The organism is Lentzea sp. HUAS12 (assembly GCF_024125735.1).
Lineage (GTDB): Bacteria > Actinomycetota > Actinomycetes > Mycobacteriales > Pseudonocardiaceae > Lentzea > Lentzea albida.
On record NZ_CP099738.1, the window covers coordinates 8,492,369 to 8,511,839 of the forward strand.

Annotated in this window: 18 protein-coding genes; 13 read left to right on the forward strand and 5 right to left on the reverse strand. The window is 70.4% G+C overall.

What is annotated here, in order from left to right:
- The first annotated feature begins 44 nt into the window (after positions 1 to 44).
- The gene (locus tag ND450_RS39805) at positions 45 to 503 is read left to right on the forward strand and encodes a cysteine dioxygenase family protein (protein WP_253323231.1); all 459 of its coding nucleotides are present in this window, start codon (positions 45 to 47) and stop codon (positions 501 to 503) included.
- Here the strand turns inward: ND450_RS39805 and ND450_RS39810 are convergent.
- Positions 484 to 1,128, reverse strand: coding sequence for a pyridoxamine 5'-phosphate oxidase family protein (locus ND450_RS39810; RefSeq protein WP_253323232.1), 645 nt, complete (start codon positions 1,126 to 1,128; stop codon positions 484 to 486). The two genes, ND450_RS39805 and ND450_RS39810, sit on opposite strands and share 20 nt — an antisense overlap.
- A gap of 67 nt (positions 1,129 to 1,195) precedes the next feature.
- Here ND450_RS39810 and ND450_RS39815 point away from each other — a divergent pair, with 67 nt between their 5' ends.
- Genes ND450_RS39815 through ND450_RS39825 form a run of 3 tightly spaced genes read left to right on the forward strand, consistent with a single transcriptional unit; the run spans position 1,196 to position 4,100 of the window.
- Positions 1,196 to 2,560, forward strand: a complete 1,365-nt coding sequence (locus tag ND450_RS39815) for a PLP-dependent aminotransferase family protein (RefSeq protein ID WP_253323233.1) — start codon at positions 1,196 to 1,198, stop codon at positions 2,558 to 2,560.
- The gene (locus ND450_RS39820) at positions 2,557 to 3,006 is read left to right on the forward strand and encodes an N-acetyltransferase (protein WP_253323234.1); all 450 of its coding nucleotides are present in this window, start codon (positions 2,557 to 2,559) and stop codon (positions 3,004 to 3,006) included. The genes ND450_RS39815 and ND450_RS39820 overlap by 4 nt, the downstream gene beginning before the upstream one ends.
- A 44-nt stretch (positions 3,007 to 3,050) precedes the next feature.
- Positions 3,051 to 4,100, forward strand: a complete 1,050-nt coding sequence (locus ND450_RS39825; RefSeq protein WP_253323235.1) for a D-alanine--D-alanine ligase family protein — start codon at positions 3,051 to 3,053, stop codon at positions 4,098 to 4,100.
- Here the strand turns inward: ND450_RS39825 and ND450_RS39830 are convergent.
- Complete coding sequence (locus ND450_RS39830; protein ID WP_253323236.1) at positions 4,097 to 4,660, reverse strand: DUF3515 domain-containing protein; 564 nt, start codon at positions 4,658 to 4,660, stop codon at positions 4,097 to 4,099. The genes ND450_RS39825 and ND450_RS39830 overlap by 4 nt on opposite strands.
- 19 nt (positions 4,661 to 4,679) lie before the next feature.
- The gene (locus tag ND450_RS39835; protein WP_089925682.1) at positions 4,680 to 4,913 is read right to left on the reverse strand and encodes an Lrp/AsnC ligand binding domain-containing protein; all 234 of its coding nucleotides are present in this window, start codon (positions 4,911 to 4,913) and stop codon (positions 4,680 to 4,682) included.
- 97 nt (positions 4,914 to 5,010) lie between these two features.
- Between ND450_RS39835 and ND450_RS39840 the strand changes: the two genes are divergently transcribed.
- Genes ND450_RS39840 through ND450_RS39860 form a run of 5 tightly spaced genes read left to right on the forward strand, consistent with a single transcriptional unit; the run spans position 5,011 to position 8,872 of the window.
- Positions 5,011 to 5,979, forward strand: a complete 969-nt coding sequence (locus tag ND450_RS39840; protein WP_253323237.1) for a thiamine-phosphate kinase — start codon at positions 5,011 to 5,013, stop codon at positions 5,977 to 5,979.
- A gap of 56 nt (positions 5,980 to 6,035) precedes the next feature.
- Positions 6,036 to 6,446 carry a GNAT family N-acetyltransferase gene (locus ND450_RS39845; protein WP_253323238.1) on the forward strand — a complete coding sequence of 137 codons (411 nt, stop codon included), beginning with the start codon at positions 6,036 to 6,038 and terminating at the stop codon, positions 6,444 to 6,446.
- A 10-nt stretch (positions 6,447 to 6,456) separates the two neighbouring features.
- Positions 6,457 to 6,978, forward strand: a complete 522-nt coding sequence (locus ND450_RS39850; protein ID WP_089925692.1) for a gamma carbonic anhydrase family protein — start codon at positions 6,457 to 6,459, stop codon at positions 6,976 to 6,978.
- A 20-nt stretch (positions 6,979 to 6,998) separates the two neighbouring features.
- Positions 6,999 to 7,673 (forward strand): uracil-DNA glycosylase, encoded by a 675-nt coding sequence (locus ND450_RS39855; protein WP_253323239.1) that lies wholly within the window; start codon positions 6,999 to 7,001, stop codon positions 7,671 to 7,673.
- Positions 7,674 to 7,699: 26 nt separating this feature from the next.
- On the forward strand, positions 7,700 to 8,872 hold the full coding sequence (locus tag ND450_RS39860) for an MFS transporter (protein ID WP_256557574.1): 1,173 nt from the start codon (positions 7,700 to 7,702) through the stop codon (positions 8,870 to 8,872).
- A 20-nt stretch (positions 8,873 to 8,892) separates the two neighbouring features.
- Here ND450_RS39860 and rpmB read toward each other — a convergent pair whose 3' ends face one another.
- On the reverse strand, positions 8,893 to 9,084 hold the full coding sequence (gene rpmB, locus ND450_RS39865) for a 50S ribosomal protein L28 (RefSeq protein ID WP_030467945.1): 192 nt from the start codon (positions 9,082 to 9,084) through the stop codon (positions 8,893 to 8,895).
- A gap of 148 nt (positions 9,085 to 9,232) precedes the next feature.
- Here rpmB and ND450_RS39870 point away from each other — a divergent pair, with 148 nt between their 5' ends.
- Together ND450_RS39870 and recG are read left to right on the forward strand one after the other, a co-directional pair.
- Positions 9,233 to 10,843, forward strand: a complete 1,611-nt coding sequence (locus tag ND450_RS39870; RefSeq protein WP_253323241.1) for a DAK2 domain-containing protein — start codon at positions 9,233 to 9,235, stop codon at positions 10,841 to 10,843.
- A gap of 14 nt (positions 10,844 to 10,857) precedes the next feature.
- Positions 10,858 to 13,017: an ATP-dependent DNA helicase RecG gene (recG, locus tag ND450_RS39875; RefSeq protein ID WP_253323242.1), complete on the forward strand. Its 2,160-nt coding sequence runs from the start codon at positions 10,858 to 10,860 to the stop codon at positions 13,015 to 13,017.
- 144 nt (positions 13,018 to 13,161) lie between these two features.
- Here recG and ND450_RS39880 read toward each other — a convergent pair whose 3' ends face one another.
- On the reverse strand, positions 13,162 to 14,457 hold the full coding sequence (locus ND450_RS39880) for a hypothetical protein (RefSeq protein WP_253323243.1): 1,296 nt from the start codon (positions 14,455 to 14,457) through the stop codon (positions 13,162 to 13,164).
- A 319-nt stretch (positions 14,458 to 14,776) separates the two neighbouring features.
- Between ND450_RS39880 and ND450_RS39885 the strand changes: the two genes are divergently transcribed.
- A complete protein-coding gene (locus ND450_RS39885) occupies positions 14,777 to 18,154 on the forward strand; it encodes a pyruvate carboxylase (RefSeq protein WP_253323244.1) in 3,378 nt (1,125 codons plus the stop codon).
- Between the two features lie 126 nt (positions 18,155 to 18,280).
- Positions 18,281 to 19,354, forward strand: a complete 1,074-nt coding sequence (locus tag ND450_RS39890; RefSeq protein ID WP_253323245.1) for an MBL fold metallo-hydrolase — start codon at positions 18,281 to 18,283, stop codon at positions 19,352 to 19,354.
- Positions 19,355 to 19,471: the final 117 nt, after the last annotated feature.

Sequence of the window (19,471 nt, forward strand, 5' to 3'; positions counted from 1 at the left end):
CGCGTCCTCTTTTCGCGCACTCGCCTGGTTAGGACTTTTCCCCGATGTTCGCCGTTCCCGAGAACAGCGTCGTTCTGCCTGAAAACTCCGCGTTGCTGCACCCCGTCCGGGTGGCCCTGTCGTGGGCGGCCGACCGCGACCGCTGGAAGCACCTGCTCCGGTACGACCCGGAGGAGCGCTTCTCGGCGCTGGTCGACAAGACCGACGACCAGGAGATCTGGCTGATGAGCTGGCTCCCCGGCCAGACCGCGTCGCTGCACGACCACGACCACACCTCCGGCGCGTTCACCGTCGTCAGCGGCCTGCTGACCGAGGTCGTCACCACGAAGATCCAGGTCGTGCACTCGCTGCACGCCGGACAGTCGCGGGTGTGGGGCCCTGGTTACGTGCACCAGGTGCGCAACGACGGCGTGGATCCGGCCGTGTCGATCCACGTCTACCGCCACGGCACACGCGCCATGACCCCGTACCGCTACGACCCGGTCAACGGCCCCGTTCGCTGACGTGCGGTGGCACGGCCCTGTCCGTCTCGTGCGGCACGGGCGCGCCCCACGTCGTGACGAGCGGCATGTGCCCTGCCCACACGAGGTTCGCTTCGAGGTCCGAGGGCTCCTCGCCGGGCCCGCCCTCGCGCACCTTCACGCTCGCCTCGGTCAGGTCGATCTCGAGCGCGACCGTCTGCGCGAGCTCCTTCTTGGAGGGGCTCCGCGCGTAGTCCCAGCTGCCCGGCGTGACGTGTTCGACGATGACCTTCAGCGCGTGCTCCGGGTCCTCGGCGACCTTCGCCGTGCCGTGGACGATCGCCGACCGGTAGTTCATCGAGTGGTGGAAGACCGACCGCGAGTAGACGACGCCGTCGACGAGCGTGACCGCGACGCAGACGGGCCTGCCCTCGATCATGCTCCGGATGGACCGCGAGCCCGTCGAGCCGTGCAGGAAGATGCGGTTGCCGTCGCGCCCGTACGCGGTGGGGATGAGGAACGGCGCCCCGTCGACCTCCACGGCGAGGTGGCACACCATGCCCGCGTCGAGGATGTCGTAGAGCACCTGGCGGTCCTGGACGGCTCTCTTCTTGCCGCGGACGACGGTGCTGCGCGGGGTGGGGGAGAGCTGCACGTCAGTGGTCATGCTTCTACTGTGCTGACGGAAGTGGCATTATTGAAGCGCCATTTTCCGCCGATTCGAGAAGGCCACTTTGGCTGAGACCGCACTGCCCGTGGCGCTGGACCGCGAGTCCGCCGAACCGCTCGCCGTCCAGCTCGCCGACGCCCTGCGCTCCGCCGCGTCGGAGGGCCGCCTGCGCGCGGGCGACCGCCTGCCGTCGACGCGCGCGTTGGCCGACTCGCTCGGAGTGTCCCGCACGGTCACCGCCGCCGCCTACGAACAGTTGCACGCGGAGGGCTGGATCGCCGGTCGGCACGGCTCCGGCACCTACGTCACCACGACGCCTCCGGGCCCGTTGCGCAAACGCTCGCGCACGCCCGTCGCGCCCGTGATCACCGACTTCGTGGACCTCGGCACCGGTGCGCCGTGGGCGAGCGGGCTCGACCGGGCGGCCTGGCGCAGGGCGTGGCGTGCCGCGGCGGACGCGCCCCCGCTCTCCCGCGCCGAACGCGCGGGCCTGCCCGAGTACCGCGAGGCCATCGCCGAACACCTGCTGCGCCACCGCGGCCTCGCCGTGAGCGCCGAGCCGGTGCTGGCGACCGGCGGGACCACGGCCGTGCTGACCGAGATCGCCGTCGCGGTGCTGGCGCGCGGCGACGTGGTGGCCGTCGAGGAACCCGGCTACCAACGGGCCGTCGGCGTCTTCAAGGCCAACGGCCTGCACGTGGTCCAGGCGGCCGTCGACGCGGAGGGGCTGCTCCCCGAGGCCGTGCCCGCCGGCGTGAAGGCCGTCTACTGCTCACCCGCGCACCAGTACCCGCTGGGCGGCCGCATGTCCGCGGCACGACGGGTCGCGCTCGTCGAACGGGCCCGGCGCGACGGCTGGCTCGTCATCGAGGACGACTACGACGGCGAACTCCGCTACGACGTCGCCCCGCTGCCGTCGCTCGCCGCACTGGCCCCGGACGTCGTGGTCCACCTCGGCACCACGAGCAAGATCCTCACCCCGACCCTGGGCGCGGGCTGGATGGTCGCGCCCGAGCACATCGCCACGACCGTCCTCGAACACCGCGACCTGACCGGCACCAGCCCGGCGGCGGCGGGCCAGCGGGTCGTCGTGGAACTGGCGCGCACCGGCGACCTCGGCCGGCACCTGCGCAAGCTGCGCCGGGAGCTGTCCGAACGGCGTGCGCTCATCACCGACACGTTCGCCGCCGCCGGCATCGAGGTGCTGGGCGACGACGCGGGCGCGCACGTGGTGGTGCTGCTGCCCGGCGCCGACCTGGAACGGGACCTGATGAGGCGTGCGCTCGAACGCGGTCTGCGGGTCGACGGGCTGGCCCGGCACTACGTGAACAGGGCCAAGCTGCACGGGCTCGTGATCGGGTACAGCGCGTGCTCGCGCGAGCAACTGGTGGCCGCGCTGCCGGTGCTGACCGAGTTGTTGCGCCGATGACCCCCTTCGCCCCGGACGACTTCGAGGTCCCGCGCGGGCTGGTCACCGAGTCGTTCCGCCTGGAGCCGCTCGGCCCGCAGTACAACGAGCGCGACCACCGCGCCTGGACGAGCAGCATCGCGCACGTGCGGTCGACACCGGGTTTCGAGACCTGGGGCTGGCCGCCGGCCGAGGGGATGTCGCTCGAACGCAACCTCACCGACCTGGTCCGGCACGCGGACGACTTCCGGCGGCGCGAGGGGTTCACCTACTCGGTGCTCGTCGGTGACGAGGTGGTCGGCTGCGTCTACATCTATCCCGTGCGCGACGAACCAACCCTGGTGCAAGTGCACTCGTGGGTATGTGCTGATCATGCTGAACTGGACGAACCGCTCCACGAGGTGGTGTCCGCCTGGCTCGCGGCGCGGTGGTCCTTCCCCGAGGTCCGCTACGCACCACGACCGTGAACTGGCGAGCGAGGACAATCGCCCAAACGGGTAGGGTCCCCGGCATGACGCAGCGCAAGACGAGGGTCGCCGTGGTCTTCGGCGGCCGCAGCTCCGAGCACGAGGTCTCCTGCCAGTCCGCCAAGAGCGTCCTGCCCTACCTGGACGCGGACCGGTTCGAGGTGGTGCCGGTCGGCATCACGCCGCAGGGGCAGTGGGCGCTCGGCACGGACCCGAACGCGCTGGAGGCCGGCGCGGGCAACCTCCCGACGCTGCGGAACCGGACCGTCACCGCGGTCGAGCCGGGCCAGGCGCTGAAGGACGTCGACGTCGTCTTCCCGCTGCTGCACGGCGCGTGGGGTGAGGACGGCACGATCCAGGGCCTGCTCGAACTCGGCGGCCTGCCCTACGTCGGCCCGGGCGTGTTCGCGTCGGCGGCCGCGATGGACAAGGTCTTCGCCAAGAAGATCCTCCAGGCCGAGGGCCTCAACGTCGGCAGGTTCGTCGCCTTGGACCGTTCCGCGAAGACGCTGACGCTCGACGAGCGCGAGCACCTCGGCCTGCCGGTGTTCGTGAAGCCGTCGCGCGCGGGGTCGTCCGTCGGCATCTCCAAGATCAGCGACTGGGCCGACCTGGACGCCGCGATCTTCGAGGCGCGGCAGCACGACCCGAAGGTCATCGTCGAGGCCGCCGTCGCGAACCCCCGCGAGATCGAACTCGCGGTGCTCGAGTTCCCGGACGGCCGGATCGAGGCCTCGCTGCCCGCCGAGCTGCGTCCCACCGGCACGGGCGCCGACTGGTACGACTTCGAGGCCAAGTACGTCAACGACTCCTACGAGGCCGACATCCCGGCGAAGCTCGACGACGACGTCACCGCGCGCCTGCGCGAGCTCGCCGTCACGGCGTTCAAGGCGCTCGACTGCCAGGGACTGTCCAGGGTGGACTTCTTCCTCACCGAGGACGGCGAGCTGATCGTCAACGAGCTCAACACGATGCCCGGCTTCACGCCGATCTCCATGTACCCCAAGGCGTGGGACGCGACGGGCATCGACTTCTCGACGCTGCTCACCACGCTGATCGAGACGGCGATCGCGCGAGGCTCAGGCCTCCGTTAAGGAGCCGTTTTGACCGGCTGCTTCGGCAGCAGGTCGCGCACCGTCGTGGAGATGTCCTGCAACGGTCCGGTGCCCGCCGCGTCGGGCACCGTCAGCGCCACGTACGCCTCGCGGTCCACGATCACCCAGGTGGAGCTGCCCGAGCCGGGCAGCTCGAGCCACTGCACGTCGGAGATCACCCGCAGCTGCGAGGTCGCCGACAGCTCCGACGGCCGCGGCAGTCCGCACCGCAGAACCACCGGATCGTGTTTGGCGTCACCCCACGCGACCGCGGCCTGGGGAGCGGGCGACGCGAGTTCCCGGCGGGACAGCATGTCCTTCCCGGACGGCAGTCCCACCGGCAGCTTCTCGACGAGCGTCGTGCACGCCGGTGAACCGGCGTCCGGCGCGTCGATCGAGACCAGCGCGAGGGGACCCGTGCGACCGGGCACGTCCTCTGTCTGGTTTCCCGTGCCCAGCCACAACCCGAGGCCGGCGACACCGATGGCGAGCACGACGGCGAGCCCGACCGCCGCGAGCAGCGGCCGGGACAACGCCGACGTGGTTTCCTGCTGAGTCACCCGGTTATGACAACACGGGCTAGAGATGCACCACCGGGCAGGTCAGGGTCCGGGTGATCCCCTCGACGTTCTGGATGCGCGCGACCACGAGCTGACCGAGCTGGTCGACGGTGTCGGCTTCGGCGCGGACGATGACGTCGTAGGGGCCGGTGACGTCTTCTGCGGTTGCTACCCCGGCGATCCCGGAGATCTCGGAGGCGACTGCGGCGGCCTTGCCGACCTCGGTCTGGATGAGGATGTATGCATGCACCACGGCGTGCCCCTTCGTCGCGACAGGTTGGGTCGAGGTAGGAACGTGTCACGCAACGTACCCCAGTTGGGGTTCCGAATGCTCAGAATGGGAGGCAACTTTGCGTCCGGAGCCGCCGCGCGACGCGGAGACGGTCGCCGATGTGGGTGAGTTCACTCTCATCCACCGGGTGACGACCGGTCGGGCGCAGCCGGAGACGACCATCCTCGGTCCCGGTGACGACGCGGCCGTCGTCGCCGTCCCGGACGGACGGGTCGTCGCCTCCAAGGACCTGCTGGTCGAAGGTGTCCACTTCAGACTCGACTGGTCCAGTCCCGAGCAGGTGGGCCGAAAAGCGGCCGCGGTGAACCTCGCCGACGTCGTCGCGATGGGAGCGCTGCCGTCCGCTCTGCTCGTCGGTTTCGCGTGCCCGCCGGACACCCGCGCGTCCGTCGTGGAGGGGATCATGGCGGGGCTGTGGGAAGAAGCGGCGAAGGCCGGTGCGGGCGTCGTCGGCGGCGACATGGTCAGCTCCGCCACACTGGTGATCTCCATCACCGCCATGGGTGACATGAACGGGCTGGAGCCGATCACGAGGTCCGGAGCGCTCGTCGGGGACGTCGTGGCGGTCACCGGAAGGCTCGGCTGGGCCGCCGCGGGACTGGCGGTGCTCGGGCGCGGGTTCCGTTCGCCGGTGGGCATCGTGAACGCCCAGCGCGCCCCGGAGCCGCCGTACGAGGAGGGCCCCAGGGCCGCGGAGGCGGGCGCCACTTCGATGATCGACGTCTCGGACGGACTGCTGCAGGACCTCGGCCACATCGCGGACTCGTCGGGAGTCGCGATCGACGTCCGCACCGAACTGCTCCCGCTGCACCCGCGCCTGCTCGACGTCGCGTCGGCGCTCGGCGGCGACGCGCGGCACTGGGCGCTGACCGGCGGCGAGGACCACGCCCTCGCCGCGACGTTCCCGGGACCCAAGGCGGTGCCGCCGAACTGGACGACGATCGGCACGGTCCGCGCGGGCGGAGGTGTGACGGTCGACGGCAGGGTGTACGAGAAACCTCCCGGCTGGGAGCACTGGCGGGCGTAGACTTCACTGCCGTGGAACTATGCACGCGCGCGTATGACCATCCAGACTCGGTCAAGATGATCGACGACCTCCAGCAGGTCTACGTCGAGCGCTACGGCGACGTCGACATCACGCCGGTCGACCCGGTGCAGTTCGCCGCGCCGCTCGGCTACTTCGTCATCGGCTACCTCGACGGCGTGCCCGTCGCGTGCGGCGGCTGGCGCGTGAACGACGAGCTCGAAGGCGCCGCCGAGATCAAGCGGATGTACGTCGTCGACTCCGCACGCGGCAAAGGCCTCTCACGGCTCGTGCTCGCGCATCTGGAGGTCACCGCGCGAGAAGCGGGCCTGGAGCGGATGGTGCTGGAGACCGGGCTGAAGCAACCCGAGGCGATCAGCCTGTACACGTCCAGCGGATACGCGCCGATCGCGAACTTCGGCGTCTACCGCGACCACCCGGACAGCCGCTGCTTCGGGAAGTCGTTGTAGGTTCAGGCGCATGGCCATCTACGCGTTGGGGGACTACACGCCGCAGATCCACCCGGACGCGTACGTCCACCCGGACGCGACGGTGATCGGCGACGTGCGCATCGGTGCTTTCTCGTCGGTGTGGCCGCAGGCCGTGCTGCGCGGCGACTACGGGCGCATCGTGATCGACGAGCGCACGTCGATCCAGGACGGCACCGTCGTCCACTGCACCGAGGTCCACCCGGTGCACATCGGCTCGTCGTGCGTCATCGGCCACAACGTCCACATCGAGGGCGCCACCGTCTCCGACGACTGCCTGATCGCCTCGGGTTCGGTGGTGCTCAACGGTTCCATCGTGGAGAAGGGCGCGATCGTCGGCGCCGGCGCGGTGGTCTCGTTCGACGGCCACGTCCGCGAGCGCACGATGGTGCTGGGGGTTCCCGCGAAGGAAAGGCCCGGACACGTTGTGCCGGAACAGGCCTGGGCCTTCATCGTCGAGAAATACGTTCAGAACATCGCTTTGTACCGGGAGAAGCTCCGCCGTCTCGATTAGGTGAGATAGGGTTCACAGCCGTGGCTCGTCCCCTCAACGAAGTTGTCGAAGCCGGCTGGGCTGAAGCTCTCGCCCCCGTTGCCGACCAGATCGCCGCCATGGGTGAGTTCCTGCGCGCGGAGGTCGCCGCCGGCCGCACCTACCTGCCCGCGGGCGAGAACGTGCTGCGTGCGTTCCAGCAGCCGTTCCACCAGGTGAAGGTGTTGATCGTCGGCCAGGACCCGTACCCGACGCCCGGCCACGCGGTCGGCCTGTCGTTCTCGGTCGCGCCGGACGTCCGTCCCATTCCCAAGTCGCTCATCAACATCTACAAGGAATACGCGGAGGACCTCGGTCACCCGATTCCGTCCAACGGCGACCTGACCCCGTGGTCCGAGCGCGGTGTGCTGCTGCTCAACAGGGCGCTGACCGTGCAGCCCGGCAAGGCGAACTCCCACCAGGGCAAGGGCTGGGAGGCCGTCACCGAGCAGGCGATCAAGGCCCTCGCCGCCCGTGACGCTCCGCTGGTCTCGATCCTGTGGGGCCGCAACGCGCGCAACCTGCGTCCGTTGCTGCAACCGTTGCCCGCCATCGAGTCCGCACACCCGTCGCCGCTGTCGGCGCACTCCGGGTTCTTCGGCTCGAAGCCGTTCAGCCGCGCCAACGAACTGCTGGAGAAGCAGGGCGCCGAACCGATCGACTGGAAGCTCCCGTAATTGCCCCGGCACGACGCGATCTGACGCTGACGGCCGCCGGTGCGGCCGTCAGCGAGTTCGGCAACTCGTTGTCGTTGCTCGTGTTGCTGTTCTGGGCGACGCCGATCAGCCCGTTGCTGGTCGCCGCGATCCTCGTCGCCGAACTGCTGCCGTTCGTGCTTGGCGCCCCGCTGGCGGGCGCGCTCGTCGACCGGCTGCCCAACCGCCGCCTGCTGATCACCGCGCTGGTGTTCCAGGGCTTCGCGATCGCGTCCGTGGCGCCGTTGATGGGGCAGCCCGCGTTCGTGGTGGCGCTGGTGTTCGTCTCCGGCTGCGGCCGCGCGGTCGCCCAGCCCTGCATCTCCGCTCTCGTGCCGCACATCGCGGGCGAAGAGGAAGCGACGCGCGGGTACGCGTGGCTCAGCACCGGGCGCAGTCTCGGCAGCATGGCGGGCGTCACCGGTGGTGCGCTGCTCGCCGGGGCCTTCGGCCATCCTGTCGCGTTGCTCGTCGACGGCGGCACGTTCCTCGTCTACGCGGTGATGCTGACGTTCGTGCGTTCGGAACGCAGGCCTTCCGGCGCGCACGAGGCACGTCCCAGTGCGCTCGCCGGTATTCGGCACGTGCGGCGGGACCCCGTGCTGTTCGCGGCGATCGCCGGACTGGCCTTCTGCGTCGGCACGGTCGTGGTGGTCAACGTGGCCGATCCCGCGTTCGTGCGGTACGTGCTGCACGGCGACGAGTTCGTGCTGGGCGCGATGCAGGCGTGCTGGCTGGGCGGGATCCTCGTCGGCAATCGGGTGGCCGCGAGGCTTCGGAGCGTCTCCCAGGTGACGCAGGCGATCGCCGTCGCGGCCGTCACCACGGGCATCGGGGTGCTGGTTCCCGCGGCGTTCCCCGTCTTCGTGGCGGCGGGGACGGGCTGGGTGATCGGCGGGGTGTCGAACGGGGTCCACAACGTGGCCCTGAACGCCGTGGTGCGGCTGCGCACACCCGAGGAGATGCGCGGGCGGGCGTTCGCCGCGGCCGGGTCGATGGTGATCGGGGCGAACCTGCTCGGCACGGCGGCCGCAGGAGGGTTGCTGCTGGTCCTGGGACCGCGGGCGGTGTTCGCGCTCGGCGGCACCGGCGCGTTGCTCAGCGGGCTCGCCTGCCTGGTGTTCGTGCGTCGCGCCCTGAAACGCGAAGAGAGCCCGGCCGAAGCCGGGCTCTCCCCTTGAAAAACGATCTGTGGCGGTGATCAGCCGCGCACGACCTTGCCGGCCTTCAGGCAGGACGTGCACACGTTGATCCGCTGGCGCTGCGAGGCCGAGACCTTCGCGCGCACAGACTGGATGTTCGGGTTCCAGCGGCGGTTCGTCTTCCGCTGGGAGTGCGAAACCGAATGGCCGAAGCCCGGCCCCTTGCCACAGACGTCGCACACGGCAGCCACGTCAGCCACTCCTTCAGGTTCCTCAAGCGGTAAGTCATGCGTCCCGGTGGGCGCGCAAGCGTGCACAAGCCTCAACCGGGCACGGCAACCCAATCAGGGTAGCCGGTGGCCTCACCAGCGACCAAACCGGGTGGATACTCTCGCCGCCATGCAGGTCATGGATGCGGTCGCGGTGCGCAGATGGGCAGACGCCTGCGTGCGGTCGTTGGACGCCAATCGGGAGTCGATCGACCAGATCAACGTCTTCCCCGTCCCGGATGGTGACACAGGCACGAACCTGCTGCACACGATGCAGTCGGCGCTCGACGCGCTGCTGCGCTCGCCCATGTCGACGGTGGGGGACGCGCTGTCGGCGCTGGCCCGCGGCGCTCTCGCGGGGGCGCGCGGGAACTCGGGCGTGATCCTGTCCCAGGTGCTCAGGGGGCTCGCGGAGACCGTGCAGGAGGTCTCCCTGGTCACCGGCTCCGCGCTGCGCAAGGGCCTGCACCGGGCCGACGAGCTGGCCACGGCCGCGGTGTCGAAACCGGTGCCCGGCACCGTGCTGTCCGTGCTGCACGCCGCCTCCGAGGCCGCGCGTGACTGCGGTTCGGACGAGTTGGACGACGTGGTGATGGCGGCCTCACGCGCGGGTGCCGTCGCGCTGGCCGACACACCGCGTCAGCTCGCCGTGCTGGCCAAGGCGGGCGTGGTCGACGCGGGCGGACGCGGGCTCGTTGTGTTGTTGGACACACTGGCCGCGGTCATCACCGGCCAGACCGTGGAAACGCCGGTGGACGCGCCCTTGCTGCCGCGCACGCCCGAGTCGCTGACGACCGCGCGCGAGGGCGGGTCGTCGGAGTTCGAGTACGAGGTCATGTACCTGATCGACGGCACCTCGGAGGAGCTGGTCGCCGAGCTGCGCGCCACGTTGAACGGCCTGGGCGACTGCGTGTCCGTGGTGGGCGACGGCGTCGCGCTGTGGACCGTTCACGTGCACTGCAACGACATCGGCGCGGCTATTGAGGCAGGGGTGCGCGCCGGTCGTCCGCACCGGATCACGGTGGCGCGGTTCGCCGACCAGATCGCCGCGCAGGCGTCCCGGTTCGTGCGCGACCGGGCGATCGTGGTGGTCGTGAGCGGCGCCGTGGACCTGTTCCGCGCGGAAGGCGCCACGGTGTTCGATCTCGCTGCCTCCTCGGCGACGCCCACGGACCTGTTGTCCGCCATCGTGTCGACGCGCGCGCGTCACGTCGCTGTGCTGCCCGGCGATCCGGACCTGCGTGAGGTCCTGGACGAAGCCGTGGCGTACGCACAGGCCGCCGGACAGGACGTGGTGGTGGTGCCGACGTTCTCGCCGGTGCAGGCCCTTGCGGCGTTGGCGGTGCACGACTCCTCTCGCCGTGCCGGTGACGACGTTGTCGCCATGGCCGAGGCCGCCGCGGCCACGCGCCGAGGTGAGCTCTCGATCGCCGCCGACGAGGCCATCACGTGGGTCGGCCGCTGCCAGCCCGGCGACCTGCTGGGCATGCTGGACGGCGAGGTCGTGCTGATCGAGCCCGGCCCCGCGGCCCCGGAGTCGCTGCTGGACCTGGCCTGCCGGCTGGTCGACCGCATGCTGGCGGGTGGCGGCGAGCTGGTGACCGTGATCCTGGGTGCGGACGCGCCGGAGGGCCTCGCCGACGTGGTGGAGGACCACGTGCGGGTCACCCATCCGGAGGTCGAGGTGACGGCGTATCCGGGCGGCCAGCCGGACGCGGTGATTTTTGTCGGTGTCGAGTAGTTCAATAAGACGCGATGATCTCCTTCGACGACAAGCTGCAGCCGTTGCTCGGCAAGAAGACCGCCGACGCACTGGAGACCGGCCTCGGCCTCACGACGGTCGGTGACCTGCTGCGCCACTACCCGCGCCGCTACGACGAGCGCGGGAAGCTGACCGACATCAGGTCGCTGGAAATCGACGAGCACGTGACGGTGCAGGCCGAGGTCCGCAAGTGCCAGAAGCGCCAGATGAAGGCGCGCCGCGGCCAGATGACGGAGGCCGTGATCACCGACGGCACCTCGGAGCTGCACCTGGTGTTCTTCGGCAAGCCGGCGTTCGTCGCCGAGCAGGAACTGCTGCCGGGCACGCGCGCCCTGTTCGCCGGCAAGGTCGGCCGCTACCGGCAGAACCTGCAGCTGGTGCACCCGGCGTTCGAGGTGTTGTCGGCGGAGCAGGACGGGTCGTCGTTCCTGCAGGCGTTCCTGCCCGTCTACCCGGCCTCGCAGCACATCAACACGTGGAACATCGCGAACTGCGTGAAGCAGCTCCTGGAGATCTGGGACGGCGTGCCGGAGGACCCGCTGCCCGCAGACTTCCGCGAGGAGCAGGGCCTGATCGGCCTGGAGGACGCGCTGCGGTCGATCCACCGCCCCGAGAGCTGGGCGCAGATCTCCGTGGCCCAGCTTCGCCTGAAGTGGGACGAGGCGCTGGCCGTGCAGCTGGCCCTGGCGCAGCGCCGCAAGGCCTCCACCGCCCGCCCCGCGCCCTCCTGCGCACGCCGGTCCGGCGGGATCCTGGACGCCTTCGACGCGCGCCTGCCGTTCACGCTGACGGCGGGCCAGGTGGAGGTGGGGGAGCAGATCTCCACCGACCTCGAGTCGGTCGTGCCGATGAACCGCCTGCTGCAGGGCGAGGTAGGTAGCGGCAAGACCATGGTCGCGTTGCGAGCGATGCTCCAGGCCGTCGACGCGGGCCGTCAGGCGGCGATGCTCGCCCCCACGGAAGTCCTTGCGGCACAACACGCCCGGTCGTTGTCGGAGATGCTCGGCGACCTGGCCCAGGCGGGCCAGCTGGGCGGCGCGGAGGACGCCACCCGCGTCACGTTGCTCACCGGTTCGATGAACACGGCCCAGCGGCGCCAGGCGCTGCTCGACATCGTGACCGGCGAGGCGGGCATCGTCGTCGGCACGCACGCGATCATCCAGGAGAAGGTGGAGTTCCACTCCCTGGGTCTCGTCGTGGTCGACGAGCAGCACCGCTTCGGCGTCGAGCAACGCGCCGCTCTCTCCGCCCGCGGCGAACGCGAGAACCCGCACGTCCTCGTCATGACCGCGACCCCGATCCCGCGCACGGTGGCCATGACGGTCTACGGCGACCTGGAGGTCTCCGCCCTGCGCGAACTCCCCGGCGGCCGTTCCCCGATCAAGACCTCGGTGGTCCCCGTCCGCGAGAAGCCCGCGTGGCTCGACCGCGCGTTCGCCAGGGTCCGCGAGGAGGTGGCGGCGGGCCACCAGGCGTACTTCGTGTGCCCGCGCATCGGCGACGAGGAGCCGGCGAAGTCCGACGGTGACGACGACAAGCGCCCCGCCCTGTCCGTGATCGACGTGGCGAACATGCTCGCCGCCGGCCCGTTGCGCGGCCTGCGCATCGAGATCCTGCACGGCCGCATGCCCCCGGAGGACAAGGACGCGGTGATGCGCGCCTTCGCCGCCAACGAGGTGCACGTCCTGGTCGCCACCACGGTCATCGAGGTGGGCGTCAACGTCCCGAACGCCACCGTCATGGCCATCATGGACGCGGACCGCTTCGGCGTCTCCCAGCTCCACCAGCTCCGCGGCCGGGTGGGCCGAGGCAGCGCGCCGGGCCTCTGCCTCCTGGTCACCGAGATGCCGGAGATGACGGCCACCATGGAACGCCTCCGGGCCGTCGAGTCCACCCTGGACGGCTTCGAGCTGGCGCAGCTCGACCTCGAACTGCGCCGCGAGGGCGACATCCTGGGCGCCGCCCAGTCCGGCCGCCGCTCAGGCCTGAAGATGCTCTCCCTGCTGCGCGACGAGGACATCATCGCGGACGCGCGCACCGCCGCCCAGCAGGTCGTGGACGCCGACCCGGACCTGGCCGCGCACCCCGGCCTCGCGGGCATGGTGGCGACGCTGCTGACGGAGGAGCGGGCGGAGTACCTGGAGAAGACCTAGCGGCGGCGGGTCGCGCGAAGTCAGGCGGACTTCGGCTCACTCGACGGCCGGGAGCCCATCGGGGTCACCAGCGACTTCCCGGCGAACGGCGGCTGCCGGACGAGCTGGGCCACGACCGGCCTGCCGCCGTTCCCCGGCTGGGACTCAGTCCTTCTGCCGCGGCTTCGGCAGCTGCTCGGTCTTCTGCTCACCGGACGCATCCGACTGACCGGACGCGGCGGCACGAGGTGCTTCGTCGGCGTCGGCGGTGCCGTCCTCCAGGGGCTTGAGCACCGACATCGCCGCCTCCACCGCGGCCTGGGCCGCGTGGAACTGCGTCGCGAGGTTGTCGTGCGCCGACCGCAGCGACGCCTCCTTCTCGGACGCGGCGGCCGCGCGCTGGTCCGCCTCGGCGACGGCCGCGGCTGACTTCTCCTGGGCGTCGCGCAGGAGCGTGGTGGCCTTGGCGTCGGCTTCACGAACGAGCGTGGTGGCCTTCTCGTCGGCCTCGCGCACGGTGGTCGCGGCCTTCTGGTCGGCCTCCGCGACGGTCGCCGTGGCCTTGTCCTCGGCCGTGCGCAGGGCCGTCGCCGCCTTCTCCTCCGCCGCGGTGACCAGGGCGGTCGCCTTCGCGGACGCTTCGGAGGTGACCTTCTCGGCGCGCGCCAGCGACTCGGCCTCGATGTCCGCGAGGACCTTCTCGGCCTCGGCCTGCTTGGCCGCGAGCTCGCCCTCGAGCTTCTGCAGCGCCGCGGTCCGCTTGGCCTCCGCGTCGGCGACGATCTGCTCGGCCTCGGCGCGCGCGTCCGCCAGCACCTTCTGGTGCTCGGCGGTCAGCTTCGCCTTGAGGTCGTCGTACTCCTTGTCGAGCTGGTCGTGGTAGGCCTTGTACTTCGCGTCCAGTTCGACCCGGTGGGCGTCGAGGTCGGCCGACTTCTTCTCGAAGTCGGCGGCGACGCGCTCGCCGTTCGCGCGCACGTCCGCGACCAGGGCCTCGTGCTCGGTGGTGAGCTTCGCCTGCAGCGCGGCGTGCTCGGCTTCCAGCTCCGACCTGCGGCCGGCGGTCTGCTGGTCGAGCTCGGCGTGGCGCTGCTGGTAGTTCATCTCGAGCTGCTTGCGCCGCGCCTCGGTCTCCGCCAGCAGGCGCTGGTGGGCCTCGCGCTGGTCGGCGGCCCACTTCTCCGCCTCACCGCGCGTGGCGGCGGCCTTGTCGAGGGCGTCCTTGCGGATGTCCGCGATCTCTTCCTCGGCCAGGCTCATCATCACGCGGACGCGCTCGGTGACGTTCGAGGCGCTGACAGGACTGTTGGCGAGGTTGTGGAGCTGGACCTTGGTCTTGTCGAGGTCCGCGCGCATCGCGTTGAGCATCTTGGTGAGCTCCGCCACCTGCGCGGCGGCCGCGTCACGGGAGCGGTTCGAGTTCTTGAGGTCGAACTCCAAGCGGGTGACGCGTTCGTTCACCTGTCGCTGGTTGTAACCACGAAGGACAACGTCGAAATGCGGTGTGCGGGCAGTAGGCTGCCCGGCTCCATCAGCCCCGGCCATATGGCTCACCCTACCGAGATAGTCATGAAGATCGTCACTCGATCTGGTTAAACCCACTACCGGCCGCAGTCTGACCGGGTGGTGGGTATCCGTTTCGGTCCCATCACGCGAGAATCCACGTGAGCAAGACCGATCAGGATGACACCCATCACGTGAGACAGTCCTCCCAACAGGCAAGAGTCGCACGGTAACGTGCCTCGACTGATGACCGCCGAGTAACACCGGGAGGGCACGGATGTTCCGCAAGGTTCTTGTCGCCAACCGCGGCGAGATCGCGATTCGCGCGTTCCGAGCCGCTTACGAACTAGGCGCTGGAACGGTCGCCGTTTTCCCTCACGAGGACCGCAACTCGCTGCACCGGCTGAAGGCGGACGAGTCCTACGAGATCGGTGAGGCCGGGCACCCCGTTCGCGCCTACCTCTCCGTCGACGAGATCATCAAGGCCGCCCGCAAGGCCGGCGCCGACGCGATCTACCCCGGTTACGGCTTCCTGTCGGAGAACCCGGAACTCGCGCTGGCGTGCCGTGAGGCAGGTCTCACCTTCATCGGCCCTGTGGCCGAGGTGCTGGAGCTGACGGGCAACAAGGCCCGCGCGATCGCCGCCGCCCGCGAGGCCGGGCTGCCGGTGCTCGAGTCGAGCCCGCCGTCGTCGAACATCGACGAGCTCCTCGAAGCGTCGAAGACGATGCGCTTCCCGGTCTTCGTGAAGGCCGTCGCCGGTGGTGGCGGTCGCGGCATGCGCAAGGTCGACGACCCGGCGGCGCTGCGCGAGGCGCTGGAGGCGGCGTCGCGCGAGGCCGAGTCCGCGTTCGGCGACCCGACCGTGTTCCTCGAGCAGGCCGTGGTCGAGCCGCGCCACATCGAGGTGCAGATCCTCGCCGACGGCCAGGGCAACGTGATCCACCTCTTCGAGCGCGACTGCTCCGTGCAGCGGCGCCACCAGAAGGTCATCGAGATCGCGCCCGCCCCGAACCTCGCGCCCGAGCTGCGCGACCGCATCTGCGCCGACGCCGTGAAGTTCGCAAGGCACATCGGCTACCGCAACGCCGGCACCGTGGAGTTCCTCCTCGACCCCGAAGGCCACTACGTCTTCATCGAGATGAACCCGCGCATCCAGGTCGAGCACACGGTCACGGAAGAGGTGACCGACGTCGACCTGGTGCAGTCGCAGATGCGCATCGCGTCCGGCGAGACGCTGGAGGACCTGGGCCTGTCCCAGGACACCGTCCAGCTGCGCGGCGCGGCCCTGCAGTGCCGCATCACGACGGAGGACCCGGCCAACGGCTTCCGCCCGGACACCGGCACCATCAGCGCCTACCGCTCGCCGGGTGGTTCCGGCATCCGCCTCGACGGCGGCACGGCGGGCGCGGGCATGGCCATCAGCCCGCACTTCGACTCGATGCTCGTGAAGCTCACGTGCCGCGGCCGCACCTTCTCGCTCGCCGTCGCCCGTGCGCGCCGTGCGATCGCGGAGTTCCGCATCCGCGGTGTGTCCACGAACATCCCGTTCATCCAGGCCGTGCTGGACGACGTGGACTTCTACGAGGGCCGCGTCACCACGTCGTTCATCGAGAAGCGCCCGCACCTGCTGACCGCGCGCCACTCGGCCGACCGCGGCACGCGCCTGCTGACCTACCTCGCGGACGTCACGGTCAACCACCCGAACGGCACCCGCCCGACCGCGGTCGACCCGCGCGAGAAGCTGCCGGTCGTCGACCTCAACGCGGAGCCGCCCGCCGGCTCCAAGCAGAAGCTGGTCGAGCTCGGCCCCGAGGGCTTCGCCCGCTGGCTGCGCGAGAGCAAGTCGGTCGGTGTCACGGACACGACGTTCCGCGACGCCCACCAGTCGCTGCTCGCGACCCGCGTGCGCACCAAGGACCTGCTCGCCGTCGCGCCGCACGTCGCGCGCATGACGCCCGAGCTGCTGTCCCTGGAGTGCTGGGGCGGCGCGACCTACGACGTCGCGCTGCGCTTCCTCGCGGAGGACCCGTGGGAGCGCCTGGCGGCGCTGCGCGAGGCCGTCCCGAACATCAACCTGCAGATGCTGCTGCGCGGCCGCAACACCGTCGGCTACACGCCGTACCCCGAGGCCGTGACCAAGGCGTTCGTGGAGGAGGCGACGAACACCGGCATCGACATCTTCCGAATCTTCGACGCCCTGAACGACGTCGAGCAGATGCGCCCGGCGATCGAGGCCGTGCGCGAGACCGGGACCGCCGTCGCCGAGGTCGCCCTCTGCTACACCAGCGACCTGTCCAACCCGGACGAGCGGCTGTACACACTGGACTACTACCTCAAGCTCGCCGAGCAGATCGTCGGCGCCGGTGCGCACGTGCTGTGCGTCAAGGACATGGCGGGCCTGCTGAGGGCTCCGGCCGCGTCGCGCCTGATCACCGCGCTGCGCAAGGAGTTCGACCTCCCGGTCCACCTGCACACGCACGACACGGCGGGCGGCCAGCTGGCGACGTACCTCGCGGCGATCCAGGCGGGCGTGGACGCGATCGACGGCGCGACCGCGTCGATGGCGGGCACGACGTCGCAGCCGCCGCTGTCGTCGATCGTGGCGCTGACCGACCACACCGACCGCTCGACGGGCCTCGACCTGCAGAACGTCTGCGACCTGGAGCCGTACTGGGAGTCGGTGCGCAAGATCTACGCGCCGTTCGAGTCCGGCATCCCCGGCCCGACCGGCCGCGTCTACCACCACGAGATCCCCGGTGGTCAGCTCTCGAACCTGCGCACGCAGGCCGTCGCGCTCGGCCTCGGCGACAAGTTCGAGGAGATCGAGTCGATGTACGCGGCCGCCGACCGCATGCTCGGCCACCTCGTGAAGGTGACGCCGTCGTCCAAGGTCGTCGGCGACCTCGCGCTGCACCTCGTGGGCGCGGGCGTCGAGCCGAAGGAGTTCGAGGAGAACCCCGGCAGGTTCGACATCCCGGCGTCGGTGATCGGCTTCCTGCACGGCGAGCTGGGCGACCCGCCCGGCGGCTGGCCGGAGCCGTTCCGCAGCAAGGCCCTCGAGGGCCGTCCCGCGCCGAAGCCGGTGCAGGAGCTCTCCGCCGAGGACGAGGCGGGCCTCGCCGACTCCCGCAGGGCGACGTTGAACAGGCTGCTGTTCCCGGCGCCCACCAAGGAGTTCACCACGCACCGCGAGGCGTACGGCGACACGTCGGTGTTGCGCTCCAAGGACTTCTTCTACGGCCTGCGTCCGGGCGAGGAGTACTCCGTCGACCTGGAGCCGGGTGTCCGGCTGCTGATCGGCCTGGAGGCGATCTCCGAGGCCGACGAGCGGGGCATCCGCACGGTCATGGCGACGCTGAACGGCCAGCTGCGCCCGATCCAGGTCCGCGACCGCTCGGTGGCAGCCGACATCCCGGCCGCCGAGAAGGCCGACCGCGGCAACCCGAACCACGTGGCGGCCCCGTTCGCCGGCGTGGTGACGGCCGTGGTGGCCGAGGGCGACAGCGTCGACGCCGGCCAGACCGTCGCGACGATCGAGGCCATGAAGATGGAGGCCGCGATCACCGCCCCGAAGGCGGGCGTGGTGCAGCGCCTCGCGTTGCGCGGCGCCCAGCAGGTCGAGGGCGGCGACCTGCTGATCGTCCTGGAATAACCGCTTTGTCCGAAGGGCCCGATCTCCGCGTGGGATCGGGCCCTTCGTGCTGCGCGGGCCTTGGAACTCCACGACGATTTCGTGCGTTGCACCGGGCACGTGAGTCAGGGGAAGAGGGTTTCTCAGATGAAGAAGGCGTTGGCCGGCCTCGTCGGCCTGGCGGGCGTGGCGTGGGCGTTGAAGGACGTTCCGAGGCAGCTCGGCGGCAAGCCGGACCCGGTCCACATGTCGCGGTCGCCGCGCTACCGGGACGGGAAGTTCCACAACGACAAGGAAGTCCGCACGGTCCCAGACCGCGACTCCTTCTCGATCCGGGACTTCCTCTTCGGCGGCGAGGACCGCAAGCCGTCCGTGCCGGTGCCGCTCGTGGGACCTCAGTCGCCGGTCTCCGAAGGTGTGCACATCACGTGGTACGGCCACGCGTCGGCGCTCATCGAGATCGACGGCGCCGCCGTGCTCGTCGATCCCGTGTGGAGCGACCGCGTCTCGCCGTCCGTGCACGTGGGCCCGAAGCGGCTGCACCCGGTTCCGCATGAGCTGTCGGACCTGCCGGCCGTCAGCGCCGTGGTGATCTCGCACGACCACTACGACCACCTCGACATGCAGACCGTGCAGGACCTGACGTCGTCGACCTCGGCGGTCTTCGTCGTGCCGTTGGGTCTCGGGGCGCACCTGGCCCGGTGGGACGTGCCGGCGTCGCGGATCGTGGAGCTCGACTGGGACGAGTCCTTCGAGGTGGACGGGTTCGTGTTGACCTGCACCGCGGCCCAGCACTTCTCCGGGCGTTCGGTGCAGCGCAACGTGACGTTGTGGGCTTCGTGGGTGATCAAGCGCGGTGAGCGGTCGGTGTTCTACAGCGGTGACACCGGGTACTTCGAGGGCTACCGGAAGATCGGGGCGGCGCACGGGCCGTTCGATGCCGTGTTGATGCAGGTCGGGGCTTATGACGATGCCTGGCCTGACATCCACATGACGCCTGAGGAGGGCGTGCGGGCGTTCGACGACCTCGGTGGTGGGCTGTTGATCCCGGTGCACTGGGCGACGTTCAACCTCGGGTTCCACCCTTGGGGGGAGCCGATCGACCGGATCTGGCGGGAGGCCAAGGCCGCCGGGTTGAGGCTGGCCGTGCCTCGGCCTGGGGAGCGGGTGGACGTGGGATCGCCCGGTGAGGTTGACGGGTGGTGGCAGGCGCTGGCCTGACCTTGCCGATTTCGGGCTCGTGGTCGCTGTTGCGGGCGGCCTGGTCGCCTTGTGTGCTTCCCCTGGGGGCGGGTAGATGGCACGCCTGCTGCTTGGAGCGGCTGCCGGTTGCTTGGT